Source organism: Streptomyces sp. NPDC001156, assembly GCF_053598275.1.
Map to the genome: position 1 here is coordinate 1 of NZ_JBSFJX010000110.1, position 25,666 is coordinate 25,666.

21 protein-coding genes are annotated in these 25,666 nt (G+C 71.8%); 6 read left to right on the forward strand and 15 right to left on the reverse strand.

Features of this window, described 5'->3' with window-relative positions:
- Positions 1 to 136: 136 nt before the first annotated feature.
- The 3 genes from ACWDA7_RS34335 to ACWDA7_RS34345 all read right to left on the reverse strand — a co-directional run bounded on the left by ACWDA7_RS34335 (position 137) and on the right by ACWDA7_RS34345 (position 2,285).
- Complete coding sequence (locus ACWDA7_RS34335) at positions 137 to 556, reverse strand: DUF6299 family protein (protein ID WP_450609478.1); 420 nt, start codon at positions 554 to 556, stop codon at positions 137 to 139.
- 206 nt (positions 557 to 762) lie between these two features.
- Positions 763 to 1,161, reverse strand: a complete 399-nt coding sequence (locus ACWDA7_RS34340; protein ID WP_450609480.1) for a RidA family protein — start codon at positions 1,159 to 1,161, stop codon at positions 763 to 765.
- Positions 1,158 to 2,285 carry an acyl-CoA dehydrogenase family protein gene (locus ACWDA7_RS34345; protein ID WP_450609482.1) on the reverse strand — a complete coding sequence of 376 codons (1,128 nt, stop codon included), beginning with the start codon at positions 2,283 to 2,285 and terminating at the stop codon, positions 1,158 to 1,160. Before ACWDA7_RS34345 ends, ACWDA7_RS34340 begins: the two co-directional genes overlap by 4 nt.
- A gap of 134 nt (positions 2,286 to 2,419) precedes the next feature.
- Between ACWDA7_RS34345 and ACWDA7_RS34350 the strand changes: the two genes are divergently transcribed.
- Complete coding sequence (locus ACWDA7_RS34350; protein WP_450609484.1) at positions 2,420 to 4,135, forward strand: AMP-binding protein; 1,716 nt, start codon at positions 2,420 to 2,422, stop codon at positions 4,133 to 4,135.
- Positions 4,136 to 4,150: 15 nt separating this feature from the next.
- Positions 4,151 to 4,963, forward strand: a complete 813-nt coding sequence (locus ACWDA7_RS34355; protein WP_450609486.1) for a PaaX family transcriptional regulator — start codon at positions 4,151 to 4,153, stop codon at positions 4,961 to 4,963.
- Positions 4,964 to 5,005: 42 nt separating this feature from the next.
- Here the strand turns inward: ACWDA7_RS34355 and ACWDA7_RS34360 are convergent, their stop codons facing one another.
- The gene (locus tag ACWDA7_RS34360; RefSeq protein WP_450609488.1) at positions 5,006 to 7,351 is read right to left on the reverse strand and encodes a bifunctional salicylyl-CoA 5-hydroxylase/oxidoreductase; all 2,346 of its coding nucleotides are present in this window, start codon (positions 7,349 to 7,351) and stop codon (positions 5,006 to 5,008) included.
- Positions 7,352 to 7,353: 2 nt separating this feature from the next.
- Entirely contained in the window at positions 7,354 to 8,181 is an 828-nt protein-coding gene (locus tag ACWDA7_RS34365; RefSeq protein ID WP_450609490.1) for an enoyl-CoA hydratase family protein, read from the reverse strand.
- Between the two features lie 321 nt (positions 8,182 to 8,502).
- Here ACWDA7_RS34365 and ACWDA7_RS34370 point away from each other — a divergent pair, with 321 nt between their 5' ends.
- On the forward strand, positions 8,503 to 8,952 hold the full coding sequence (locus tag ACWDA7_RS34370; RefSeq protein ID WP_359394240.1) for an ATP-binding protein: 450 nt from the start codon (positions 8,503 to 8,505) through the stop codon (positions 8,950 to 8,952).
- Here ACWDA7_RS34370 and ACWDA7_RS34375 read toward each other — a convergent pair.
- The 3 genes from ACWDA7_RS34375 to ACWDA7_RS34385 all read right to left on the reverse strand — a co-directional run bounded on the left by ACWDA7_RS34375 (position 8,912) and on the right by ACWDA7_RS34385 (position 12,876).
- A complete protein-coding gene (locus ACWDA7_RS34375) occupies positions 8,912 to 10,366 on the reverse strand; it encodes an amino acid permease (RefSeq protein ID WP_450609492.1) in 1,455 nt (484 codons plus the stop codon). The two genes, ACWDA7_RS34370 and ACWDA7_RS34375, sit on opposite strands and share 41 nt — an antisense overlap.
- A gap of 136 nt (positions 10,367 to 10,502) precedes the next feature.
- Positions 10,503 to 11,510: an ornithine carbamoyltransferase gene (gene argF, locus ACWDA7_RS34380; protein ID WP_450609494.1), complete on the reverse strand. Its 1,008-nt coding sequence runs from the start codon at positions 11,508 to 11,510 to the stop codon at positions 10,503 to 10,505.
- A gap of 136 nt (positions 11,511 to 11,646) precedes the next feature.
- A complete protein-coding gene (locus ACWDA7_RS34385; protein WP_450609496.1) occupies positions 11,647 to 12,876 on the reverse strand; it encodes an arginine deiminase in 1,230 nt (409 codons plus the stop codon).
- Between the two features lie 162 nt (positions 12,877 to 13,038).
- On the opposite strand from ACWDA7_RS34385, the gene ACWDA7_RS34390 reads away from it, so the two are divergent.
- Both ACWDA7_RS34390 and ACWDA7_RS34395 read left to right on the forward strand, forming a co-directional pair.
- The gene (locus tag ACWDA7_RS34390) at positions 13,039 to 14,151 is read left to right on the forward strand and encodes an SPFH domain-containing protein (RefSeq protein ID WP_450609498.1); all 1,113 of its coding nucleotides are present in this window, start codon (positions 13,039 to 13,041) and stop codon (positions 14,149 to 14,151) included.
- On the forward strand, positions 14,148 to 15,050 hold the full coding sequence (locus ACWDA7_RS34395; protein WP_450609500.1) for a hypothetical protein: 903 nt from the start codon (positions 14,148 to 14,150) through the stop codon (positions 15,048 to 15,050). The genes ACWDA7_RS34390 and ACWDA7_RS34395 overlap by 4 nt, the downstream gene beginning before the upstream one ends.
- A 180-nt stretch (positions 15,051 to 15,230) precedes the next feature.
- Here ACWDA7_RS34395 and ACWDA7_RS34400 read toward each other — a convergent pair whose 3' ends face one another.
- The 7 genes from ACWDA7_RS34400 to ACWDA7_RS34430 form a co-directional block, all read right to left on the reverse strand.
- Positions 15,231 to 17,792 carry a polynucleotide kinase-phosphatase gene (locus ACWDA7_RS34400; protein ID WP_450609502.1) on the reverse strand — a complete coding sequence of 854 codons (2,562 nt, stop codon included), beginning with the start codon at positions 17,790 to 17,792 and terminating at the stop codon, positions 15,231 to 15,233.
- A complete protein-coding gene (locus ACWDA7_RS34405; RefSeq protein WP_450609504.1) occupies positions 17,789 to 19,264 on the reverse strand; it encodes a 3' terminal RNA ribose 2'-O-methyltransferase Hen1 in 1,476 nt (491 codons plus the stop codon). The genes ACWDA7_RS34400 and ACWDA7_RS34405 overlap by 4 nt, the downstream gene beginning before the upstream one ends.
- 139 nt (positions 19,265 to 19,403) lie before the next feature.
- Positions 19,404 to 20,327, reverse strand: a complete 924-nt coding sequence (locus ACWDA7_RS34410; RefSeq protein WP_450609506.1) for an LLM class F420-dependent oxidoreductase — start codon at positions 20,325 to 20,327, stop codon at positions 19,404 to 19,406.
- Between the two features lie 437 nt (positions 20,328 to 20,764).
- Positions 20,765 to 21,241: a DUF6099 family protein gene (locus tag ACWDA7_RS34415; RefSeq protein WP_450609508.1), complete on the reverse strand. Its 477-nt coding sequence runs from the start codon at positions 21,239 to 21,241 to the stop codon at positions 20,765 to 20,767.
- 214 nt (positions 21,242 to 21,455) lie between these two features.
- Positions 21,456 to 21,809: a nucleotide pyrophosphohydrolase gene (locus ACWDA7_RS34420; protein WP_450609510.1), complete on the reverse strand. Its 354-nt coding sequence runs from the start codon at positions 21,807 to 21,809 to the stop codon at positions 21,456 to 21,458.
- On the reverse strand, positions 21,806 to 22,975 hold the full coding sequence (locus tag ACWDA7_RS34425) for an ATP-binding protein (RefSeq protein ID WP_450609512.1): 1,170 nt from the start codon (positions 22,973 to 22,975) through the stop codon (positions 21,806 to 21,808). The genes ACWDA7_RS34420 and ACWDA7_RS34425 overlap by 4 nt, the downstream gene beginning before the upstream one ends.
- A gap of 120 nt (positions 22,976 to 23,095) precedes the next feature.
- Positions 23,096 to 23,482: a cell division protein SepF gene (locus ACWDA7_RS34430; RefSeq protein ID WP_360989820.1), complete on the reverse strand. Its 387-nt coding sequence runs from the start codon at positions 23,480 to 23,482 to the stop codon at positions 23,096 to 23,098.
- 243 nt (positions 23,483 to 23,725) lie between these two features.
- Here ACWDA7_RS34430 and ACWDA7_RS34435 point away from each other — a divergent pair, with 243 nt between their 5' ends.
- Complete coding sequence (locus ACWDA7_RS34435) at positions 23,726 to 25,447, forward strand: hypothetical protein (protein WP_450609514.1); 1,722 nt, start codon at positions 23,726 to 23,728, stop codon at positions 25,445 to 25,447.
- Positions 25,448 to 25,666: the final 219 nt, after the last annotated feature.

A 25,666-nucleotide genomic window follows, 5' to 3' on the forward strand; every position in this document is an offset into this window, starting at 1 on the left:
AAGGCATGGCGAGGCATCGCCACCCGGTACGACAAGACCCCCGACAGCTACCTCGCCGGCCTCCACCTGCGCGCCTCGATGATCTGGATCAAAGACCTCACCCGGACCGCTCATTGATCACGACTCAATACACGCCCTAGTCCCGGACGAGTCTGATGCCCTGCTCCCGTACCGCGTGGAAGCGAGGCAGCGGGAGGTCGGTGGCGCTCAGCTCCGTCAGGATGGCCTCGACGTGCGCCCGGCCCGGGGTGTACGCGTCCCGGAGCGTCTCGGAGTTGGTCCAGCGGTGCTTGGTGCCGTCGCAGTGGGCCAGGGTGCCGCCGACGCCGTGACTGATGCGGCGGTCGCCCTGGGAGAGGGAGGACGAGACGAAGACGGGGCCGCTGCCGCGCAGACACCGGTAGGTGCCGGAGAGGGTGACCGTGCCGTCGGCAAAGAGGTGACCGGTTCGGTCGACGGTCACCTCGTCGTGCCGGCCTGACAGCGCCCCCGCGGCGGGAGCGGCGGACAGGAGCAGGACGGCGCCGACGACCACGATGACCTGGCGCACGGACATGGAGAACCTCCTGAAGTGGGGGGACTCCACAGGTACCGGCAGGCCGCACCGGGTGAGGTGACCTTCACCCGTCCGGTGGCGAGTCCGCACCGGCCGTCGTCGGACTGCCCTTGAGCGGCCGGCAGGGCATCACGCCGGCCGCCCGGCGGGACGGAGCATGTGCCCCCGCCCACCGCAGAGCACCCGGCGCAGGTTCCCGGCCGGGGCTACGCAAGCACGGCGAAGCCGTCCAGTTCCACGAGGGCCTGCTCGTCCCAGAGGCGGGTGATGCCCACGACGGCCATCGCGGGGTAGTCGCGGCCGGCCAGGTCCTGCCAGATACGGCCGAGTTCGGGGGCGTGGGCGCGGTAGTCGGCGACGTCGGTCGCGTAGACCGTGACGCGAGCGAGGTCGGCGGGGGTGCCACCGGCCGCCCGCAGGGCGGTGAGCAGGTTGGTGAGCGCCCGCTCGAACTGCTCGGCAAGAGAGTCGCCGACCACCTTCCCGTTCTCGTCGAGCGCGGTCTGCCCGGCCAGGAACACCAGCCGGGACCCGGTCGCGACGACGGCGTGCGAGAAGCCCGTGGCCGGGGAGAGGGTGGGCGGGTTGATGCGCTCGCTGGTCACGGGGCCTCCACGGTGGCGTACAGCTCCTTGGCGATGATGCCGCGCTGGACCTCGCTCGCGCCCTCGTAGATCCTGGGCGCCCGCACCTCCCGGTAGAGGTGTTCGAGGAGGTGGCCGCGGCGCAGGGCGCGGGCCCCGTGCAGCTGGACGGCCGCGTCGACGACGTACTGCGCGGTCTCGGTGGCGAGCAGCTTCGCCATGGCGGCACGCCGCGGGACGTCCGGGGCGCCTTCGTCGTACGCCGTCGCCGCCGCGTAGACCATCAGGCGGGCCGCCTCGGTGCGCAGGGCCATCTCGGCGACCTGGTGGGAGACGGACTGAAGGTCTTTCAGCTTGCCGCCGAAGGCGTCCCGCCGGGCCGTGTGGGCGAGCGTCGCGTCGAGGGCCGCCTGCGCCATGCCGACGGCGAAGGCACCGACGCTGGGGCGGAACAGGTTGAGGGTGCCCATGGCGACCCGGAAGCCCCGGTCGGGTTCGCCGATGACGTCGTCGGCGGTGACGGGTACGGCGTCGAAGGCGAGGCTGCCGATGGGGTGCGGGGAGAGCATCTCGAGCGGGCTGCCGGTCAGGCCGGGGCGGTCGGCGGGCACGAGGAAGGCGGTCACGCCACGGGAGCCGGCACCCGCGGTGGTGCGCGCGAAGACCGTGTAGAAGTCCGCCTCGGGGGCGTTGGAGATCCAGCACTTCTCACCGGTGAGCCGCCAGCCGGACGCGGGATCGGGTTCGGCCGTGAGCGACAGCGCCGCCGCGTCCGAGCCCGCGTCCGGCTCGGTCAGCGCGAAGGCGGCCACCGTGGTGCCGGCCCGGATGCCGGGGAGCCAGCGGGTGCGCTGAGCCGGTGTGCCGTACGCGTGCACCGGATGGGCGCCGAGGCCCTGCAGGGCGAGCGCCGTCTCCGCCTCCGTGCAGGCGTACGCGAGGGACTCGCGCATCAGGCACAGATCGAGCGCGCCCGAGGTGAACAGCCGGTCCAGCAGCCCCAGTCGGCCGAGCTCGGTGAGGAGTTCGCGGTTGACGTGGCCGGGCTCGCCCTTCTCGGCCGGCGGGCGCAGCCGCTGCTCGGCCCAGGCGCGCAGCTCCGAGCAGAAGGCGGTTTGTTCGGGATCGAGCGAGAATGCGGTCATTGCCGGTCCCCTCTCCCTGACCGCGTACCCGGCCCGGCCGGGCTGACCATCCGACCGTATCGCGGACCGTTGACTGTCGTCACCAACACGATACGCTCGATGCGCGAGCCCACCACGACGAGGGGCGAACGGCCATGGAACCGAGGAACGCCACCAGCTCCACGGACACCGCGAGCACCGCTGCCGCGACACGCCCCGCCCGCACGGCCCACCGGGACACCTTCGCCCGCGACCATCTCCCGCCGCCCGGACAGTGGCCCGAGCTCCGCTTCGACCTGCCCGAGCTCAGCTACCCCGAACGGCTGAACGCCGCGGCCGAACTGCTCGCCGGGACCGCCGCGGAACGCCCCGCCTTCCGCACCGCGGACGGCGAGGTGTGGACCTACGGACAGCTCCGCGCCCGCGTCGACCGGATCGCGCACACCCTCACCTCCCGGCTGGGCGTCGTCCCCGGAAACCGCGTCCTGCTGCGCGGCCCCACCACCCCCTGGCTTGCGGCCTGCTGGCTCGCGGTGCTCAAGGCGGGCGCGGTCGCCGTCACGGTGCTCGCCCAGCAGCGCCCGCACGAACTGCATACGATCTGCGGGCTCGCCCGGGTCGGCCACGCCCTGTGCGACGTGCGCGTGGTCGACGACCTGGTGAAGGCCGACGTCCCCGGGCTGCACATCACCACCTACGGCGGCGACTCCCCCGACGACCTGCTGCGGCTGCCGGCGTCCGAGGAGCCGTTCCCGCCCGTGGACACGGCGGCCGACGACGTGGCGCTGATCGCCTTCACCTCGGGCACCACGGGCCGTCCCAAGGGCTGTATGCACTTCCACCGCGACGTGCTGGCCATCGCGGACACCTTCTCCCGGCACATACTCCAGCCGCGCCCCGACGACGTCTTCGCGGGCAGTCCCCCGCTCGGCTTCACCTTCGGTCTCGGCGGGCTCGTCGTCTTCCCGCTGCGGGCCGGTGCCAGCGCCCTGCTGCTCGAACAGGCGGGGCCCGGGCAGTTGCTGCCCGCGATCTCCGAGCACCGCGTCTCCGTGCTGTTCACCGCCCCGACCGCCTACCGTGCCATGCTCGGCGAGCTGGACGGGCACGACATCACATCGCTGCGACGCTGTGTGTCGGCGGGCGAGAACCTGCCCGCGGCGACCTGGCAGGCGTGGTACGAGCGCACCGGACTGCGCGTCATCAACGGCATCGGCGCCACCGAACTGCTGCACATCTTCATCTCCGCCGCGGACGACCGGATCCGCCCGGGAACCACCGGAGTGCCGGTACCGGGCTGGCACGCGCGCGTGCAGGACGCGAACGGCCGGTCTGTGCCCGACGGCGAACCGGGCCTGCTCGCGGTGCGCGGCCCGGTCGGCTGTCGCTACCTCGCCGATCCGCGGCAGCAGGAGTACGTCAGGGACGGCTGGAACATCACGGGCGACACCTATGTCCGCGACCCCGACGGCTACTTCCGCTATGTCGCGCGCGCCGACGACATGATCATCTCGGCCGGCTACAACATCGCCGGACCCGAGGTGGAGGAAGCCCTGCTGCGCCATCCCGACGTGGTCGAGACGGCGGTCGTCGGGCGGCCCGACGAGGCCCGCGGGCAGATCGTGGTGGCATACGCGGTCCTCCGGGCCGGCGCCGCCCCCGACCCGGACGCACTGCGCGCGTTCCTGACGTCCGAGCTCGCGCCGTACAAATGCCCGCGCGAGTTCGTCTTCCTGGACGCGCTGCCACGCACGGCGACGGGCAAACTCCAGCGTTTCCGGTTGCGTACCCATCTCACCCCTGCGGCGGGGACGGCTGCCGAGGGCCGCCCGGACGCCAACTCCGCTGCCGCAGAAGGTGATCATGGGTGACGCGGACGTCCTAGAGTGATCAACGTGTCCGATCAGCACGCTCCCCGGTCCCTCATCGTCACGTTCTACGGCGCCTACGGCCGCTTCGCCCCCGGCCCGGTGCCGGTGGCCGAGCTGATCAGGCTGCTCGCCGCGGTGGACGTGGACGCGCCCTCGGTCCGCTCGTCGGTGTCACGGCTGAAACGACGCGGACTGCTCGTGCCGGCCCGCACGGCCACGGGGGCAGCCGGGTACGCGCTGTCGCCGGACGCACGGCAACTGCTCGACGACGGCGACCGGCGCGTGTACGCGACGACGCCGCCCAAGGACGAGGGCTGGGTGCTCGCCGTGTTCTCCGTGCCGGAGTCGGAACGGCAGAAGCGGCACCTGCTGCGCTCCCGGCTCGCCGGGCTCGGCTTCGGCACCGCGGCGCCCGGCGTGTGGATCGCTCCGGCGCGCCTGTACGAGGAGTCCCGGCACACCCTGGAGCGGCTGCGGCTCGACCCGTACGTGGACTTCTTCCGCGGCGACCATCTCGGTTTCACACCGACCGTCCGGGCGGTGGCACGCTGGTGGGACCTCACCGCGATCGCCGGGCAGCACGAGGCATTCCTCGAACGCCACGCGCCCGTGCTGCACGGCTGGGAGGCCCGCCCGACGACGCCGCCCGAGGACGCGTACCGCGACTATCTGCTCGCTCTGGACACCTGGCGCCATCTGCCGTACGTCGACCCCGGGCTGCCCGCCGAGCTGCTCCCCGTGGACTGGCCGGGCGCCCGCTCGGCCGCTGTCTTCCGGGCCCTGCACGAGCGGCTGCGGGACGCGGGAGCGGCCTTCGCGGGGGTGTGACCCCACCGCCCCGGCCGCGCTCCCCGGCGCCCGAGGCTCGGCTCAACCGCCCAGGGTGAGCCGGGGCTTGGGGGCATCCGTGCGCCCCGTCTGCGGCCGCCTGCTGCCGGCCCTGTAGGGCGCCGGCCACGCCACACCCGGCCCACTGTAATCCTGCTCGGCCGCCGCGTGCAGCGTCCAGTGCGGGTCGTACAGATGCGGCCGGGCGAGCGCGCAGAGATCCGTACGTCCGGCCAGAATCAGCGAGTTGACATCGTCCCAGGACGAGATGGCACCCACGGCGATCACCGGGATGCCGATCTCCTGGCGGATCCGGTCGGCGTACGGGGTCTGGTACGAACGCCCGAATGCCGGTCGCTCCTCGGCCACCACCTGCCCGGTCGACACATCGATCGCGTCGGCGCCGTGAGCGGCGAAGGCGCGGGCGATCTCCACGGCCTCCTCGGCCGTCGTGCCGCCCTGGGCCCAGTCCGTCGCGGAGATCCGCACGGTCATGGGCCGCTCCTCGGGCCACACCGCCCGTACGGCGTCGAAGACCTCCAGGGGGAAGCGCAGCCGTTTCGCCAGGGTGCCGCCGTAGCCGTCGGTACGGCGGTTGGTGAGCGGCGAAAGGAATCCGGAGAGCAGATAGCCGTGGGCACAGTGCAGTTCGAGCAGATCGAAGTTGCTGCGCGCGGCCCGCCAAGCGGCCGCCGCGAACTGCTCGCGGATGTCGGTCAGTTGTGCGCGGGACAGCTCGCGGGGTGTCTGGCTCCCGGGCTTGTACGGGATCGGGGAGGCGGCCACGAGCGGCCAGTTGCCCCCTTCCAGGGGCTCGTCCATGCCCTCCCACATCAGCTTGGTGGAGCCTTTGCGGCCGCTGTGCCCGAGTTGCACGCCGATCGCGGTGCCCGGCGCACTGGTGTGCACGAAGTCGGTGATCCGCCGCCACGCCTCCCCCTGCCGACCGGTGTACAGACCCGCGCAGCCCGGTGTGATCCGGCCCTCGGCGCTCACGCACACCATCTCGGTCATGACCAGGCCGGCCCCGCCGAGTGCCCGTGCGCCCAGGTGGACGAGGTGGAAGTCGCCCGGAACCCCGTCCACCGCCGAGTACATGTCCATCGGCGAGACCACGACCCGGTTGCGCAGGCTCAGACCGCGCAGCCGGAAGGGGGTGAACATCGGCGGTGTGCCGGGCGGGCAGCCGAAGTCCCGCTCCACCGACTCGGTGAAGTGCGGGTCGCGCAGCCGCAGGTTGTCGTGGGTGACCCGGCGGCTGCGGGTGAGCAGGTTGAAGGCGAACTGCCGGGCTGGCTGGCCGACGTAGAGCCCGAGGTTCTCGAACCACTCCAGGCTGGCCCGGGCCGCGCGCTGCGTGGAGGCGACGACCGGGCGTCGCTCCTCCTCGTACGCGGCCAGGGCATCCGGCAGGGAGGAGTGCTCCTCCAGACAGGCGGCCAGGGCCAGCGCGTCCTCCACGGCCAGCTTCGTGCCGGAGCCGATGGAGAAGTGCGCGGTGTGCGCGGCGTCGCCGAGGAGGACCAGATTGCCGTGCGACCAGCGCTCGTTGACGACCGTGCGGAACGTGGTCCAGGCGGAGTTGTTGGACCGCAGGGGCATGCCGTGGAGCGCCTCCGCGAAGATCTTGGCGCAGCGCTCGATGGTCTCGGCGGTGTCCAGCTCCGCGAAGCCGGCCGCCCGCCACACCTCTTCGCGCATCTCCACGATCACGGTGGAGGCGCCTTGGTCCTGCGGCCCGGAGGGCCCCGCCTGGTCCGGCGACGGGCGGAAGTAGGGGTAGCCGTGCAGCTGCATCACGCCGTGCTCGGTCTCGGCGATCTCGAAGCGGAACGCGTCGAAGGCGAAGTCGGCGGCAAGCCAGATGTACCGGCAGAGGTGCTCCTCGACGGAGGGCCGGAACACCTCGGCGTAGGCCTGGCGCGTGGCGCTGTGCACGCCGTCGGCGCCGATCACCAGGTCGTACGACTCCGCGAGCCGCGCGGGATGCGGAGCCTCGGAGCCGAAGCGCAGGTCGACCCCGAGGGAGCGGCAGCGCTCGTGCAGGATCTGCAGCAGTCTCCGCCTGCCGAGGGCAGCGAACCCGTGGCCGCCGGAGGTGTGGCGGACGCCCCGGTGCACGATGTCGATGTCGTCCCAGCGCACGAACTCGTCCTGCAACGCCGCGTAGACGACGGGGTCGGCGTGCTCGATGCCGCCGAGGGTCTCGTCGGACAGGACGACACCGAAGCCGAAGGTGTCGTCGGGGGCGTTGCGCTCCCAGACGGTGACCTCGCGAGCCGGGTGCAGACACTTGAGGAGGGCGGCGGCGTACAAGCCGCCGGGGCCCCCGCCGATGACGGCGACCCGCAGCGCCTGCCGCGCCGCCGTCGGGTGGACCGCCGCCATGGCTACCTCCCCTGCCACTTCGGCGCCCGCTTCTCGGTGAAGGCGGCGTGGAACTCGGCGTAGTCCTCACCGTTCATCAGCAGGGCCTGCGTCGCCGCGTCCAGCTCGACGGAGGCGGCGAGCGGCATGTCCAGCTCGGCTGTGAGGAGTGCCTTGGTCTGGGCGTACGCGAGCGCCGGGCCGTCGGCGAGCCGCCGGGCAAGGGCCTGGGCCGCCTCGTCGGCGTGGCCCTCCTCGGTCAGCTCGCTGATCAGCCCGATCCGCTCGGCCTCGGGTGCCCGCACCGGCTCGCCGAGCATCAGCAGCCGGGTCGCATGGCCGAGTCCGACGACTCTCGGGAGCAGATAGGCGGCCCCCATGTCGCCGCCGGAGAGCCCGACCCGGGTGAAGAGGAAGGCGAAGCGGGCCGAGGGATCCGCCACCCGGAAGTCGGCGGCCAGCGCGAGCACCGCGCCCGCGCCCGCGGCCACTCCGTGCACGGCCGCGATCACCGGGAACGGGCACTCCCGCAGGGCCCGTACGACCTGCCCGGTCATCCGGTTGAAATCGAGCAACTCGGAGGTGTCCATGGACAGCGTGGCGCCGATGATCTCGTCGACGTCGCCGCCGGAGCAGAAGCCCCGGCCCTCGCCGGCCAGTACGAGGGCCCGGACGGACTTCTCCCGGGACAGCTCGGCGAGCAGGTCGCGCAGGTCGGCGTAGGCGCCGAAGGTGAGCGCGTTGAGTTTCTCGGGGCGCGCCAGGGTGACGGTGGCGACCCCCTTGGTGAGGGCGCATCTGAGGTGACGCCAGTCGGAGGTACGGGCGGCGGAGCCGGTGAAGGGACTCATGTGGTGCGGCCTCCTCGGACGGGGGCGGCTGTCCGCACTGCTTCTCTGTGATGAAGTTATCACTCGTTCGTGACTGTCGTCACGAGTGCGCAATAAGGCAGTGTGCGGGAGAGGGAAATCCTGACCGACGTCGGTCCCGGCGTCGCGTCACAGCTCGTCGACAGGCCGGTAACGACCTGCGCCGCAGCGCAAGGCCGGGCGTCGTCCCGGGTAGGCAGCCCCCTACCGGAGCCGACGAGGGCTCCGGGCGAAGCCCGGCGACCGCTCCTTGCGGGGCGCGCCGTACCATGCCTTGTAGTTGAAAGCAGGACGACCTGCGCCATGAACGGATCCGCCTTGTACGAACCTCCCGCCCCCGCCTCCTGGCGCGTCGCGCTGCCGCACACCGCCGCGGCCGTGCCCGTCGCCCGTGCCCTGGTCCGCACGGCGCTGGCGGAGCTGGAGCATGCGGCGGACAGCGACACCGCGGAGCTGCTCACGGCGGAACTGGTCGCGAACGCGGTGGAGCACGCCACGGGTGAGGGGCCGATCGAGCTGGTGGTCGAGCTGCTGCCGACGGGGTGCAAGGTCGAGGTCCACGACCCCGACCCGGAGCCGCCCGGCAGTCTGACCCGCCCGGCGGCGGAGGTCCCCGACCCCTGGCAGGAGCACGGGCGCGGCCTGCTGCTGATCCGCAGCCTCAGCTCGGCCTGCGGTCACCGCCCGACCGCGTCCGGCAAGGCGGTGTGGTTCAGACTGCCTGTGGTTCCACGGCAGTGGCGTCCGGCGTGACGGCGCCCGCGACCAGCCGGGAGCGCCAGCGCCCGTAGAGCGCGTACACCACGCACCCGGCCGCCAGGAACACCGCGAACTGCACCCAGGTCGTCCAGCCCGTCTCGTACATCAGGTACAGGCAGAAGCCGATCCCGAGCAGCGGCACCAGCGGGTACAGCGGCACCCGGAAGCTGCGGGCCAGGCCGGGTTCCCGGCGGCGCAGGGCGATCACCGCCACATTGACCACGGCCATCGTGGCGAGCGTGCCGATGGTGCACAGGCCGACTACCGCGTCCAGCGAGGCGAAGGCCGCCGGGACCGCGAAGACGAACGCCACGATCAGCGTGCCGGTGACCGGCGTCGACGTCTTCGGGGAGACGCGCTCGAAGACACGGGGGACCAGCCCGTCGCGGGACATGGACATCAGGATGCGGGTCTGCCCGTACATCACCGTGAGCACGACCGAGGCGATGGCGACGACCGCGCCGAAGGCGATGACTCCGCCGCCGACGGTGGAACCGGTGACCTGGTTGACCACGTACGACAGCGCCGCGGGCCGGCCGGCCACCGCCGGACCGCCGATCGCACCGATCGCGGCGACGGCGACCGCGCAGTACAGCAGCGTCACAAGGCCGAGGCAGACGAGGATCGCCACGGGGATGTCGCGCCGCGGGTTCTTGGCCTCCTCGCCCGCGGTGGTGATCGCGTCGAAGCCGATGTACGAGAAGAAGGCGGCCGTGGTGCCGGCCCCGATGCCGCCGAGCCCGGCCGGGGAGAACGGGGTCAGATGGCCGTGCTTGAACGCAGTGAACCCGATGGCGCAGAAGGCGACGAGGATGGCGAGCTTGAGGACCGCCATGGCGGCGGTGGCCCGGGCGCTCTCCCGGACGCCGCGCACGAGCAGCACCGAGGCCAGGGCGATGACGATCACCGCGGGAAGGTTGACCACCCCGCCGTCGCCGGGCCCGGCGGAGAGCACGGCGGGCAGCTGCCACCCGGTGAGGCTGTGCAGCAGTTCGTTGACGTACTGGCTCCAGCCGACCGCGACGGCCGACACGGACACGCCGTACTCCAGCAGCAGGCACCAGCCGACGAGGAAGGCCGTGCCCTCGCCGAGGCCCGCGTAGGCGAAGGAGTACGAGGACCCGGAGACCGGGATCGCGCCGCCCAGCTCGGCGAACGCGAACGCGGTGAAGACGCAGGTGAGCGCGGCGAGCACAAAGGAGACGACAACGGCGGGCCCGGCCTGGGCGACCGAGTCGGACAGACCGACGAAGATACCGGTACCGACGATCGCGCCGACGCCGAAGCAGACGAGCTGGAACAGGCCCATGTGGCGCTTGAGGCCGTGGCCCGCGAGATCGGCGCCGGCCTCGGCGACGAGCAGCTCGGGGGACTTGATACGGAAGGGGTTGGCGGGACTGCCGGGCATACGGATGGTGCTCTTTTCGGTGGTGCGTCGCGACGGGTTCGCCGCGTGGCGGATCGCGGAAGGGGTGGCTCCGGATCCGCCGAGGATCGTACGGGGGGTCTCCGGCGCCCGCTGAGGCGGCGGCACACCGGTCCGGTCAAGCGAGGGTGGCGACGAGGACCGCCTTGATCGTGTGCATGCGGTTCTCCGCCTGGTCGAAGACGACGGAGTGCTCGGACTCGAAGACCTCGTCGGTGACCTCGAGCTCGGTCAGCCCGTGCCGTGCGTGGATCTCGCGGCCGACGGCGGTACCGAGGTCGTGGAAGGCCGGCAGGCAGTGCAGGAACTTCACGGCGTCGTTGCCCGTCGCGCGCAGCACGTCCATGGTGACGGCGTACGGGGCGAGCAGCGCTATGCGCTCGTCCCAGACCTCCTTGGGCTCGCCCATCGACACCCATACGTCGGTGGCGACGAAGTCCGCTCCACGCACGCCCTCCTTCACGTCGTCGGTGAGCGTGATGCGCGCCCCGGAGGAGATGGCGAGCTGCTGGGCCACCTCGACGATCGCGGCATCCGGCCACAGCAGCCGGGGCGCGACGATCCGGACGTCCATGCCGAGCAGCGCACCGGTGACGAGGTAGGAGTTGCCCATGTTGTAACGGGCGTCGCCGAGATAGGCGGCGGCGATCCCGGCCAGCGGCTTGTCGCTGTGCTCGGTCATGGTGAGGACGTCGGCGAGCATCTGGGTCGGGTGCCACTCGTCCGTGAGTCCGTTGTAGACGGGAACCCCGGCGTAGGCGGCCAGCTCCTCGACGACACCCTGCGCATGGCCCCGGTACTGGATGGCGTCGAACATGCGGCCGAGCACCCGGGCGGTGTCCTTGACCGACTCCTTGTGCCCCATTTGTGAGCCGGTCGGGTCCAGATAGGTCGTGTGCGCGCCCTGGTCAGCGGCGGCGACCTCGAAGGCGCACCGCGTACGGGTCGAGGTCTTCTCGAAGATCAGCGCGATGTTCCTGCCCCGCAGGCGAGGGGTCTCGGCCCCGGCCTTCTTGGCCGCCTTGAGCTCGGCCGCCAGCTCGACCAGGTGACGGAACTCCTCCGCGGTGAAGTCCAACTCCTTGAGGAAGTGACGTCCCGTGAGGGCGGTCGGGGCTGTCGCCATCAGGGCGCTCCAGGGTACGAAAGGGCAGGACGAACAAGAGGACGAATGGAAGTCTATACGATCGGCAACATTTCTATGCGCGACATGAGCCGGGCGCATCCGGCAGGACACGAATAGCGCCCGCCGACACCCGCGTTCACCTCGGGACGGCGTCCCGCTCCACCGGACAGCTCATGCACCTGGGGCCGCCTCTCCCCCTCCCCAGCTCACTTCCCGGGATCTCGATCACCTCGATTCCCTGTTTGCGCAGATGCGTATTGGTCGTGACATTCCTCTCGTACGCCACCACCACTCCCGGCTCGACCGCCAGCACATTGCACCCGTCGTCCCACTGCTCGCGCTCGGCCGCGTGCACATCCTGCGTGGCGGTGAGCACCCGGATCTCGCTCAGCCCCAGTGCGGCGGCTATCGCCCGGTGCATGTGCTCCGGCGGGTGGTCGGTGACCTTCAGCTCCTTGTCGCCGGCGCCGGCCTCGATGGTGTAGGAGCGGAGCATGCCGAGCCCCGCGTACTGGGTGAAGGTGTCGCCGTCGACCATGGTCATCACCGTGTCGAGGTGCATGAGCGCCCTCCGCTTGGGCATGTCGAGGGCGACGATGGTGCGGGCCGAGCCGGCGGCGAAGAGCTTGTGCGCGAGCATCTCCACGGCCTGGGGCGTGGTCCGCTCGCTCATGCCGATGAGCACGGCGCCGCTGCCGATGACCAGGACGTCCCCGCCCTCGATGGTGGACGGATAGTCGGCCTGCCCCTGGGACCACACATGGAAGTCCTCGTGACTGAAGAGCGGATGATGCCGGTAGATCGCCTCGAAGTGGACGGTCTCGCGCCGCCGTGCGGGCCAGCGCATGGCATTGATGGAGACACCGTCGTATATCCAGGCGGAGGTGTCGCGGGTGAAGAGGTGGTTGGGCAGGGGTCTGAGGAGGAAGTCGTCGAGCTCCATCACATGGAACCGCACGGACGTCGGCTCGACGTGGGCCTCCAGGAACTCGCGCTTGGTCATACCGCCGACGAGGGCATCGGCGAGCTCCACGGCGGGCAGCGTCTCGAAGGCGGCGCGCAGATGGTCGGTGGCGAGCGGCCCGTACTCCTTCTCGTCGAAGACCCGGTCCAGGACGAGGGAGCGAGCGGCCGGGATCTCCAGGACTTCGGTGAGCAGATCACCGAAGAGATGGACGACGACTCCACGATCGCGCAGCACATCGGCGAACCCGTCGTGCTCCGCGCGCGCCCGGCGCACCCACAGCACGTCGTCGAAGAGCAGCGCGTCCTTGTTACTGGGGGTGAGCCTCTTCAGCTCGAGGTCCGGCCGGTGCAAAATGACGCGGCGCAGCCGCCCGGCCTCGGAGTCGACATGGAATCCCATGCCTCCATCCTGACCACTCAGGTCCCGGTTCACCCTTCGTTCGGCGCGAACCCGACCGTTTGATTTCGTCCTCTTGACGATAAGTGGCTCACCTCATTATCGTCTCCATGACGAAAAAGAAGAGGGCCTCACGGGCTCTCGTCAGGAGGGGGCAGCGGACACATGGCCGACATCACACGGCGCTTCGGCTGGCGTCATCTGCGCGGGGCGCCGACCGCGCACATCCGGCACCACCGGGCGGGCCGCCTGGTCCACGACGGGCCGGGGCTCAGCTTCTGGTACCGCTCGCTGACCGCCGCGCTCTCCGAAGTCCCGGTGGACGACCGGGAACTGGCGATGACGTTCCACGCCCGCACCTCCGACTTCCAGGACGTGGCGGTGCAGGCCACGGTCACGTACCGGATCAGCGACCCCGGTGTCGCGGCCGCGCGGCTGGACTTCTCCATCGACCCCGACACGGGCGTGTGGCGGGGCGCGCCGCTGGAGCAGCTCTCCACACTGCTGACGGAGACCGCCCAGCAGCACGCCCTGGACGTGCTGGCCCGGACGCCGCTGTCGGCGGCCCTGGTCGACGGCGTCGCGGCGGTACGCGAGCGGGTCGCGGCCGGGCTCGCGGCGGAGCCCCGGCTGCCCGCGACCGGTATCGAAGTGGTCGCCGTCCGGGTGGTGGCGCTGCGTCCCGAGCCCGAGGTGGAACGCGCTCTGCGCACCCCGGCCCGCGAGCAGATCCAGCAGGAGGCGGACCGGGCGACATACGAACGCCGGGCTGTCGCCGTGGAACGCGAGCGCGCCATCGCCGAGAACGAACTGGCCAGCCAGATCGAACTCGCCCGGCGCGAGGAGCAGTTGGTCGAGCAGCGCGGTACGAACGCGCGGCGTGAGGCGGAGGAGCACGCGGCGGCGGACGCGGTGCGCGCCGAGGCGGAGGCCGCGCGGACGGTCCGGCTGGCCGAGGCGGAGGCGGCCCGAGCGGTCCGGCTCGCCGACGCCGAGGCCACCCGTTCCGTGCGGTTGGGCGAGGCCGAGGCCCGGCGGACCGTGGCGCTCGGTGAGGCGGAGGCGCGGGTCGCCCGGGATCTCGGCGAGGCGCGAGCCGGGGCGCAGGCGGCGTGGCTGCGGGTGCACGCGGACGTGGACGTGGCGACGCTGCACGCGCTGACCGGGACACGGCTCGCCGACAACCTGCCGCGGATCGACAGCGTGACGGTGTCGCCGGATGTGCTCACCGGGCTGCTGTCCCGGCTGGGCGGGACAGCCGGCGGGGAACGGGCGTGAGCCTCGCCCCGCGGGCCGTGCTGGTCCACCGCACCACGGAGTACGAGGAGTTGCTGGCCCGGCACGGCACGCACGCGCAGGCCGCGTTCTTCCTGGCGTCGCGGGGACGGTCCATCGACGAGGTGCAGGTACGGCACCGGCGTGCGCGGGAGGCGCTGTCCGAGGTGGCGGCGGCGGTGCCGCTGACCTGGCGTCAGGCGCGGGTGGAGCGGTCGGACCTGGACAGGTTCCTGTTCGCGCCCGAGGACGTGGTGGTCGTGGTGGGGCAGGACGGGCTGGTGGCGAACGTGGCCAAATACCTGGCGGGCCAGCCGGTGGTGGGGATCGACGCCGAGCCCGGACGCAATCCCGGGGTGCTGGTGCGGCACCGGCCGGAGAACGCCGCGGCCCTGCTGCCGGCGGCCCGCGCACAGGGCACCGGCGTCGACGAACTCACCATGGTAGAGGCCCTCGCCGACGACACCCAGCGGCTCGTCGCACTCAACGAGATCTATCTGGGCGCCGCCGGTCATCAGACCGCCCGCTACCGCCTGGGCCTCGACGGCGACGGGGGTGTCGCCGAGACCCAGGCTTCGTCCGGAGTGCTGGTGGGGACGGGGACGGGGGCCACCGGCTGGCTCCTGTCGCTCTGGCGGCAACAACGGGACGGCGCCCTGCCTCTCCCCCGCCCCACGGACGACCGCCTGCTGTGGTTCGTCCGCGAGGCCTGGCCCTCCCCCGTCACCGGCACATCCCTGGTGTCGGGCGACCTCACGGCCGCGTCGTGCCTGCGGCTCACCGTCGAATCCGAGCGTCTGATCGCCTTCGGCGACGGAATGGAGCGGGACGCGATGGAGCTGACGTGGGGCCAGACGGTCCGGGTCGGGGTGTGCGAGGAACGATTGCGGCTGGTGGGCTGAGGGGGCCGCGCCGAGCGCCGGGGCCCACTCGAAGCGAGCGGGCCCCGGAACCGGACGTCAGCGGATCACGGCGACGGACTCCCGGAGGCCCCGCCGGCCGCCTTCCACGAGGCGTCGCCGGCAACGACCCTCGGGTCGGATCATCCGCGAGGACGAGCGGACCCGAGGAGTACGGTCCCGTCACAGACGGGGATCCACCGGCTCCGACTCCAGGGCCAGCACCCCGAACACCGCCTCGTGCACCCGCCACAGCGGTTCGCCGTCCGCGAGGCGGTCCAGGGCCTCGAGGCCGAGCGCGTACTCGCGCAGCGCGAGCGAGCGCTTGTGGTTCAGGAACCTCCGGCGGAGCCTGGCGAGGTTCTCGGGGCGCGTGTACTCCGGTCCGTAGATGATCCGGAGGTACTCGCGGCCACGGCACTTGACGCCGGGCTGCACCAGGCGCCCCTCGGCGCTGCGCACCACCGCGCCCACCGGCTTGACGACCATGCCCTCGCCGCCGCGTGCGGTGATCTCCAGCCACCAGTCGACGCCGGCCCGCACCGACTCCGGGTCGCCGGTGTCCACGTACAGGCGCCGGGTGGTCTGCAGCAGCCCGCTCCCGTCGTGCTCGACGAGCCGGTCGATCAGGGTGAGCTGCTCGTCGTGCGGCACGGAGGCGAGGCTGCGGCCCTGCGCCGCCAGGATCTGGAACGGCGCCAGTCGGACCCCGTCCAGGCCGTCCGTCGTCCAGCAGTAGCGGCGGTACGCGTCGGTGAACGCGGCCGCGTCCCCCGCCCTGTCACGCTGGCGCGCCAGCAGTGCGGTCACGTCCACGCCCCGCGCCGCGGCGCCCTCCAGAGCGGCCAGCGCCGCCGGGAAAGCCGCCCCGGACGCCGCGCCGACGGCCGCGTACTGCGACCGGAGCAACCCCTGCGCCTTCAGCGACCACGGCATCAACTCGGCGTCCAGCAGCAGCCAGTCGGTCCGCAGCTCCGTCCACAGGCCCGCCTCCGTGATCGCCGTCCGCAGGCGGCCGAGGATCTGCTCGGTGAACGCCTCGTCGTCGAAGAACGGGCGTCCGGTACGGGTGTAGAGCGAGCCCGTCGGCCCTCCCCCGCTCGACGGGGACGTGCTGTCGACCCCGAACCGCTCGCGCGCCGCCTCCGCGTCCCGGCACACCAGCGCCACCGCGCGGGAGCCCATGTGCTTCTCCTCGCACACGACCCGCGTGACCCCGTCCTGCGCGTACTGCGCGAACGCCTCGGCCGGGTGCTCCAGGTAGCCGTCGACGTTCGAGGTCGCCGTGGGTGCCATGGTCGGCGGGAGGTACGGCAGCAGACGCGGGTCCACCGCGAAACGGCTCATGACCTCCAGCGCCGCGGCCGCGTTCTCCTCGCGGACCGCCACCCGTCCGGCATGCCGGGTCTCCACCACGCGGCGGCCGTGCACGTCCGCCAGGTCGAGCGGCCGCCCGTCCTGCCCGCCGGGTGCCTCGGTGGCCAGCGGCCGGGCCGGCTCGTACCAGACCCGCTCGGCGGGCACATCGACCAGTTCCCGCTCGGGCCAGCGCAGCGCCGTGAGTCTGCCGCCGAAAACGGCACCGGTGTCCACGCAGAGGGTGTTGTTGACCCAGGTGGCGTCCGGGACCGGTGTGTGGCCGTACACCACCGCCGCCCGGCCCCGGTACTCCTCCGCCCACGGGTAGCGCACCGGCAGCCCGAACTCGTCCGTCTCGCCTGTGGTGTCCCCGTACAGCGCGTGCGAGCGTACGCGGCCCGACGTGCGGCCGTGGTACTTCTCGGGCAGACCGGCGTGGCAGACCACCAGTCGGCCGCCGTCGAGCACGTAGTGGCTGACCAGTCCGTCGATGAACTCCTTCACCTGCTGCTTGAACTCCTCGCCCTGACCCTCCATCTGCTCGATGGTCTCGGCGAGTCCGTGCGTGTGCTGGACCTTGCGGCCGCGCAGATGACGGCCGTACTTGTTCTCGTGGTTGCCCGGTACGCACAGGGCGTTGCCCGACGCCACCATCGACATCACCCGGCGCAGCACGCCCGGGCTGTCGGGGCCGCGGTCCACCAGGTCTCCGACGAAGACGGCGGTGCGGCCCTGCGGGTGCACCCCGTCGGTGTAGCCCAGCTTTCCCAGCAGCGCCTCCAGTTCCGAGGAGCAGCCGTGGACGTCGCCGATGATGTCGAAGGGTCCTGTGAGGTGCGTCAGGTCGTTGAACCGCTTCTCGGTGACGACCGTCGCGCCCTCGACCTCGTCCACGCCCCGCAGGACGTGCACCTTGCGGAACCCCTCCCGCTCCAGGTGCCGCACGGAGCGGCGCAGCTCGCGTATGTGGCGCTGGATCACCCGGCGCGGCATGTCGGCCCGGTCGGTGCGGGCCGCGTTGCGCTCGGCGCACACCTGCTCCGGTACGTCGAGCACGATCGCGATGGGCAGCACGTCGTGCTGCCTGGCCAGGTCGATCAGCTGTCGGCGGGCCTCCTGCTGCACGCTGGTGGCGTCCACCACGGTACGGCGGCCCGCCGCGAGACGCTTGCCGGCGATGTAGTGCAGGACGTCGAAGGCGTCCCTGGTCGCGTTCTGGTCGTTCTCGTCGTCGGAGACGAGTCCGCGGCAGAAGTCCGAGGAGATGACCTCCGTCGGCTTGAAGTGTCTGCGGGCGAAGGTCGACTTGCCCGACCCCGAGGCACCGACGAGGACCACGAGGGAGAGGTCGGTGACGGGCAGGGTGCGCCCCTTGGTCTCGGTCATGCGGCCTTCTCCTCCTTTGTCCCGATCGTCGTGGTGCTCAGCTCGAACCTTGCCATCTGCGTGGGCGGCCCGACCTCCGGGTCGTCGGGGCCCACGGCCGTGAACTCCACGGCGTAGCCGTACCGTTCGGCGACCCGGTCCGCCCAGGCGCGGAACTCCTCCCGCGTCCACTCGAACCGGTGGTCGCCGTGCCGGACGTGCCCGGCCGGGAGCGACTCCCAGCGGACGTTGTACTCGACGTTCGGGGTCGTCACGAGGACCGTCCTCGGGCGGGCGGAGCCGAACACCGCGTACTCCAGCGCCGGCAGCCGCGGCAGGTCGACGTGCTCGACGACCTCGCTGAGCACCGCTGCGTCATACCCCTTGAGCCGGTTGTCGGTGTAGGTCAGCGATCCCTGGAACAGCTTCACGCGCGAGGCCTGCCGCTCCCCCATGCGGTCCAGCTTCAGGCGCCGGGACGCGATGGTGAGCGCCCGCACCGACACGTCGACACCGACGATCTCCGTGAACCGCGGGTCCTTGAGCAACGCCTGCACCAACTGGCCCTGGCCGCAGCCGAGGTCGAGGACACGTGCGGCCGCGCTCTCCCCGAGTGCAGCGATGATCGCGTCCCTGCGCTGCACGGCGAGCGGCGTCGGCCGCTCCTCCGTCTCGCTCTCCTCCTCCACCGCGTTGTCGATCTCCTCGACCTCGCTGTCGTCCGCCTCGGCCAGCCGCAGCAGCCCCAGCCGCTCCATCGCCTGCCGGGTCAGCGACCAGCGGCGCGAGAGGTAGCGGCTAGTGATCAGCTTCTGCTCGGGGTGGCCGGGCAGCCAGCCCTCACCGGCCCGTAGCAGCTTGTCGACCTCGTCGGCGGAGACCCAGTAGTGCTTGGCGTCGTCGAGGACGGGCAGCAGGACGTACAGGTGGCGCAGGGCCTCGGCAAGAGTCAGTTCGGCCGACTCCAGGACGAGGCCCACGTAGCGCGAGTCGCCCCACTGCGGGAACTGGGCGTCCAGCGGCACCGGTTCGGCGGTGACCGTCCAGCCGAGCGGCTCGAAGAGGCGTCGCACCAGGGCCGCTCCGCCCCGGGCGGGCAAGGCCGGTATCTCCACCCGCAGCGGCAGCGGCTGCCCGGCGCGCTCGGGCCTGGCCTGGCAGACGCCTCGCATCGCGGTGGAGAACACGCTGCTCAGTGCCACGGCCAGCAGGGACGAGGCCGCGTAGGGGCGGTCGTTGACGTACTGTGCGAGGGCCGCGTCGGGAGCGCCGCCGCGGCCCTTGCCACGGCCCTTGCGCACCAGTGCGGGCGCGTCGACCTCCAGCAGCAGCGCGGCCGTGCAGCGTTCGGTGTCCGCCTGTGGGTAGACGACATGTGCCGTCCCGTAGGAGGTGGAGAACGCCTGGGCGTTGTCGGGGTGCTTGTGCAACAGGAAACCCAGGTCGGTGGCCGGGGTCTTCTCGTCGCCCGTCGTGGAGATCGTCAGAAACACACGTACGAGTATTGCCGTGCACACCCGGCCGCAGCCAGGGAGTTTTCGCCCGGCTCACACGCCCGTTCGCCTACGACCGCCCCGGGCCGGACGCCTCCGGCCCGAGGAGCGGCCACGCCCCCGGTCAGATCACTTCACTTCACTTCAGCTGGGACTGGACCCGGGCGGAGATCAGTTCCAGGTGGTCCAGATCGTCGAGGTCGAGGATCTGGAGGTAGACACGCCCCGCCCCGATCTCCGCGTACCGGCCGATCTTGTCGACGACCTCGGCCGGGGTGCCCGCGAGGCCGTGGGCCTTCAACTCGTCGACCTCACGGCCGATCGCCGCGGCGCGACGGGCGACCTCCTGATCGTCCTTGCCGACACAGGCCACCAGCGCGTTCGAGTAGGTCAAGGCGTCCGCGGCGCGGCCCGCCGCCTCGGCAGCGGCACGGACCCGGCCGAACTGGCGCTCGCTGTCCTCGATCGACGCGAACGGCATGTTGAACTCGTCGGCGTACTGCGCGGCGAGCCGCGGAGTGCGGGTCGCGCCCTGACCGCCGATGAGCACCGGGAGCTTGGCCTGGGCGGGCTTGGGCAGGGCGGGCGAGTCGGTGAGGTCGTAGTGCTCTCCGTGGAAGCTGAAGGTCTTGCCGACCTCGGTCGCCCACAGCCCGGTGACGATCTCCAGCTGCTCCTCGAGACGGGCGAACTTCTCCTTGGGGAACGGAATGCCGTACGCCCTGTGTTCCTCGTCGAACCAGCCCGCGCCCAGGCCCAGCTCGACGCGGCCGCCGGACATCTGGTCGACCTGTGCGACCTCGATGGCGAGAACGCCGGGCAGCCGGAAGGTGGCGGCGGTCATCAGCGTGCCCAGGCGGATGCGCTTGGTCTCACGGGCGAGGCCGGCCAGGGTGATCCAGGCGTCGGTCGGTCCGGGAAGGCCGTCCACGTCGCCCATGTGCAGATAGTGATCGGAACGGAAGAAGGCGTCGAAGCCCAGGTCTTCGGTGGCCTTGGCGACGGAGAGGAGGGTGTCGTAGGTCGCCCCCTGCTGGGGCTCCGTGAAGATGCGAAGATCCATGTTTCCATCCTGCATCCCCGGAGAACATTCGGCCTCACCGGTCCCTACCGCCCCACCTGACTCCGGTCGGGTGAAAAGTCCGTCCATCGGGCGACCGGGTGAGGCGCCGCCACGTCCGGCCCATCGCGGCGGTGTCCGACAACGGGGGCCGGAGCGCGAATCCGGCCGCCGGTGCCGGGTGCCGGCCGCCGGTTGGCTGGCGTGGCCGCGTCAGCCGGGGCCGGCCCCGGCTGAGAAGGCGTCATGCCGCCCCTCCGCACCAGGGAGCGCCGGAGGCCCGAACAGCGCATACGACGCCGCACCCCACGCCCGAGCAGCACACCGTCCCCGCCCCCGGCATCTGAGCAGTGCGTCCGCCCCGCCCCGCCCAGCGCGTACAGCACCCTTCCGGCCCGGACCGGCTCATACCCTCCGGACCAGGTGGAATGAGTGTGCGCTCAGCCCGCCGCTCTGTCCCGCTCCCGTACCTCCCCGTCCCTTGCCGCCAGTCTTCGCAGCATCTCTCTGACCCTGTCCCTGGACTCGTCCGCCGCGTCGATGGCCTCCATGCACTGCCAGTACGTGGCCTCGTCCGCCGCGGCGCTCGCGGCCGCGACAAGGGCCATGCCCAGTTCCACGAGGAGGGTGCCGAGGTCGAGGAGGGCACTGCGTGCGTCGCCCAGCTCCGTGAGCTGGGCGGCCCGCAGGTCCGCCACGTCGATGGAGGGTGTGTCCAGGACACCGCAACCCCTGCCCGCCAACTCCGTCAACCCCAGCGCCTCGCCGCGCAGTTCGGGCGGTCCCGAGACCGCCAGCCGACTGCCGATCGCCTGCGCCAGGGCGTACGCCTGCCACGCCTCGGTCATGACTCTCGGCCCGTCCTCGCTCCCCGAAAGGGCACGCCTGCTCGTCACGATGAGCCGCACCGCGTCCATGCGCTGCCCCCGTCTGTCGCGACGCACTCCCGCACGTCTGCCCGAACTCCGTTGTTCACTACCCAGCGTGAAGGGTCAGGAGACGAAAGGCCAGAGGGAGTCCGAAATCTGTGGACAACGAAGGAGAAGAGGACAAACCCATGACTCCGGAGAGTGACAGTGGCTCCGCTGTTCCGGCCGCGGTGCCCGGCGTCCTCCGCAGAGTGGTTCCGCCTCACTCGGCTCCGGGTGCCGGGAACCTCGTCTCGTTGCGGTCGATCTTCGCGTCCAGCGCCGCGAGCGCGTCGACGCCGAGCACCTCGCACAACTGGAGCAGATAGGCGAGCACGTCCGCGATCTCGTCGGTCACCCGACGGGCGGTGCCCGGGTCGTCCATCACCCGGGCCGACTCCTCGGGCGTCAACCACTGGAAGATCTCGACCAGTTCGGACGCCTCGACGCTGAGTGCGGACACCAGGTTCTTCGGTGTGTGGTAGGGCTGCCAGTTGCGTGCCGCGGCGAAGTCCGCGAGCCGCCGCTGCAGCCACGCGACGTCCAGGTCCCTGCGCCGCCCGGGTTCTTCTGTCACGCGCTCAGGTCTACCACCGTCGCCCCGTCCACCTCCGCCGCCCAGGACGCCTCACCCACCGCGCCCACCAGCCTGATGTGACCCCGCTCGCACATCCGGGCCGCCAGCCCGAGCAGTTCACGCGTCTGCCGCCGGTCCATACAGCGGTCGAGGCCGTCGGCCAGCACCGTGAGGGTCTGCAGCGCCGCCGGTACCTCGCCCACCGGGTCGACCTCCAGGACGCCGGGACCGGTGAGGAGGACCAGGGCCAGCGCCACATACCGCAGCTCGCCGTCGCCCAGCAGCTTCAGCGGGGTGCGCAGTCCGTCGCCGCGGTCGAGCAGCGCCCGGACCGTGCCGTCGCCGAGCGGCTCGGCCAGCAGATCCACGACCCGCCCCGCGCACCCGGCCCCGACCGCCGCGGCCAGCAGCGCGTGCCGCCGGCCGCACTCGGCGCGGGTGCGCAGCAGCACTTCGGCGAGGTTGCCGCAGCCCGGCAGCAGCCGGCCCGCGCCCAGGGGCACGGGGGCGCGCATCGAGCCGGGGCCCGGATCACAGGCGAAGACCGACCGCAGGGCGACCACCATCTGCTCGGCCGCGGCGAGCACCCGGCGCTGGCCGTCCGTCTTGCCCGCCACGCGCAGCGGCAGCAGGGCGGTGCCGAGGCGGTCATCGGGGAGCGGCCCGCGGGTCACCGGGGCGGAGCCCGCGGTGTGCCAGGCGGCCTGCACCGCCCGGCGGCCCGGGTCGCGCAGCGCCGACTCCAGCAGAACCAGGCCGTCGGCGGTCAACCGCTCGCCGACGACGCGCAGTTCAGGCTCGGCCTGGATCGCGACGTCGAGCCGCACGGGTCCCTCCGGGCCGTCGGCCGTGCAGCCGATGCGGAACCCGCGCCGCCGCTCGCCGTCGGGCCGCGCCCGCTCGGGCACGCACATCACCGGGTCGGGGAACGCCTCCGCCAGCTCCGCCCCGCCCCCGAGCCGCGCCAGCGCCTCGTACGCCTGCAGCGCCCGCGATTTGCCCGAGCCGCTCGGTCCGGTGAACAGGGTCAGCGGCGCCAGCGCGAAGGCGGCCCGGCGATGCCCGGCGAACGCGGACAGCCGCAGCTCGGTGACGCAGGGCCGGTCCGGACGAGGGCTCGGGGCAGTGGCCGACACGGGCAGGGACAACGCAGGGGACGCGGTCATGTCCGGGACGGTAGGCCCGCGGCGCCGGGGCGAACCGTTCCGCCCTCGCATCCTTCCCACGATCGGGCGACCGTCCGGGCCGCGCGGCGACGAACCGTGCTGCACGGACGCCCACCGGTCTCAGCGGGTGACTCCGGCCCCCTCCATCAGACCCCGCACCTCGGTCCCCGGTGGGGTCAGCAGGAACACATTGCGGTCGACGCGGTGCATCCCGCTGGAGAGACCGAAGACGACACCCGTGCTGAAGTCCAGCACCCGTTTGGCGACGTCGTTCTCCGCGCCGGTGAGGTCGAGCAGCACGGGCACGCCCGCCATCAGCGTCTCGGCGACCTCGCGGGCGTCCGCGAAGACGTTGACCCGCAGGACCACGAAGCGCCGGCGCGCCTCGGTCACGGCCTCCGGTATCGAACGGTGGCCGACGGCGGACGGCCAGGCGTCCCGGCCGCGCAATGGAACGACCTGGGCGAGCCCTTCCCACTGTTCGTCGGTGACATCGCGGCTGTTCACCGGCCCTCCCCGCACTGGCTCGCACTCATCGTCTGCACCGGTCAATTCTTAACCACACTCACCCTTTCGGCCCAACAGCGACACGGACCGCGACACCTTCCGCGGTCACTTCGCCGCCCCTGGCGCCCGTCTGCCAGGGCGGCCGGCTCCCGGTGCCCGGTTACGACCAGTTCTTACCGCCCTCACACCGGAGTCTTCACCTCCAAGCGCTCGACGTTCACGAGGTCCCGTTAGGTTCCGGGGGTGCAGTTGGCAGAAGTGAGGCCGGCGACAATCGGCCGCTGGACGCGCCCCTTCGCGGCGCAGGACGATCCGGACCAGACTCCCGCACAGTGGCATCGCGTTCTGACGCTGCTGGCGAACATCAGTCTGCTCATCGGGACACGCAGTGTGTGGGCCGCCGCCGCCAGTCACAGACCGGTGGTGGCCGGGGTCATCTCGCTGTGCTACGCGTCGATCCTGGTCACCGGAATCCTGACCGTGGTGGTGCGGCGCAGCAGGTCGCTGGCGCGTCTCGACCTGGTCGTCCTGGTGACGGCGGTCACTCTCGCCTACTGCGCGGTCAGTGTCGCCCACAACTTCAGCGACGAGTCGATACTCACCACGCAGGCCGCCCGTGAACTGCTCCACGGCCACCCTGCGTACGGACAGCCCTGGCCCTGGCTGTTCGGTCACGGCATCGCCTACACCCAGACGATGACCGGCGGCTACGACTACACGTACGGCTATCCGCCGGTGACCATGCTGCTGACCGCGCCGCTGCTGTGGATCGGCCACGGGGCGCTCGCGGAGACCCTGGTCACCAACAGCGCGCTCGTCCTCGGCACGATCGTCATGTGGAAGATGCTGCCGACCCCCTGGCGCTCGGCGGCCACCATGGTGTGCCTGGGCTTCGGCATGCTCCCCATGTACGCCCGGCTCGGCTACCCGGCGGTCGTCGCCATGGCCTTCCTCATCCCCGTGGTGGTGCGCTGGACGCGGATGGGCGCGGGCGGCGCCGCCGACTGGGCACGGGCCGCCTGTCTGGGCGTGGCCTGCGCCAGCCAGCAACTGCCGTGGTTCCTCACACCGTTCCTGCTCGCCGGCATCTACGCGCTCAGGCGCGGTGAACTGGGGGCACGCGCGGCGGCCATGGCGGTGGCACGGATCGTCGGCATAGCCGCCGGTACCTGGCTGCTGATCAACGCGTACTTCATCGTGAGCGAACCGCATACCTGGCTCGAAGGCATCGCGCTGCCGATCACCCAGGGTGCCGTGATCCACGGCCAGGGCCTGGTCGACGTCTCCCTCTACTTCACCGACGGCAGCGACCGCCTGGCCTGGTACTCCCACGCGAGCATGCTGATGCTCGCGGGTCTGCTGGCCCTGTTCGTGCTGTTCGTGCGCCGTCTGGGGCCGGCCGCGACCGTCCTGCCCTGGTGCGCGTTCTTCCTGGCGACCCGCTCGCAGGACGGCTACTACCTGCTGATGACCCCGCTGTGGCTGGCGGCCGCCGTCACCGTGCCGTCCAGCGTGTTCACCACCGCCTGGCAGCCCCGGCTGCTGTCCGGGCGGCGGCAGGCCCGGGCCGTGCTGGCCGCGGCCGTACTGGCCCCGGCCCTCATCGCCGTCATGCTGGGGGCGACCGGAAGGCCGCCGCTGCACATGCAGGCCACCGCCGCCTCCCGGACGCCCACGTCCGTCAAGACCCTCACGGTCCGTGTGACCAACACCGGCGACGCGGCCGTCCAACCGCACTTCACGCTGACCACGGGCCAGGGCATGAGCCGCTGGTGGAAGGTGCTCGGCGGCCCCTCGTCCGTCGCCGGTCACGGGACGGCCACCTACCGGCTCGAGGCACCCGGCGGCCGCTTCGATCTGCCCAAGGACGGCACCCGGATCCGGCTGCGCGCCTTCTCCGCGTCGCCCATGACGCTGTCGAGCCAGGACATCCGTCTGGACCGCCGTCAGGCTCCCCCGAAGTAACCGCCTTCACGTCACCGGGCGCGACGGCTCTCGCACCACCGAGCCGGCCGGCCGTTAGCGCACGGCGCTCCCCCTCCTCGGCCTTCGTGAACCGGCGTGGAGAGTCGGCTCTGTCCCCTTCCGCCCGGGCCGCGAGCAACTTCGACACCTGCGTGAATACGCTGAACTTCCCGGCCTGTCCATGCAGTTCCTGCCACTGGTCAGTCCATCGCATGCGGG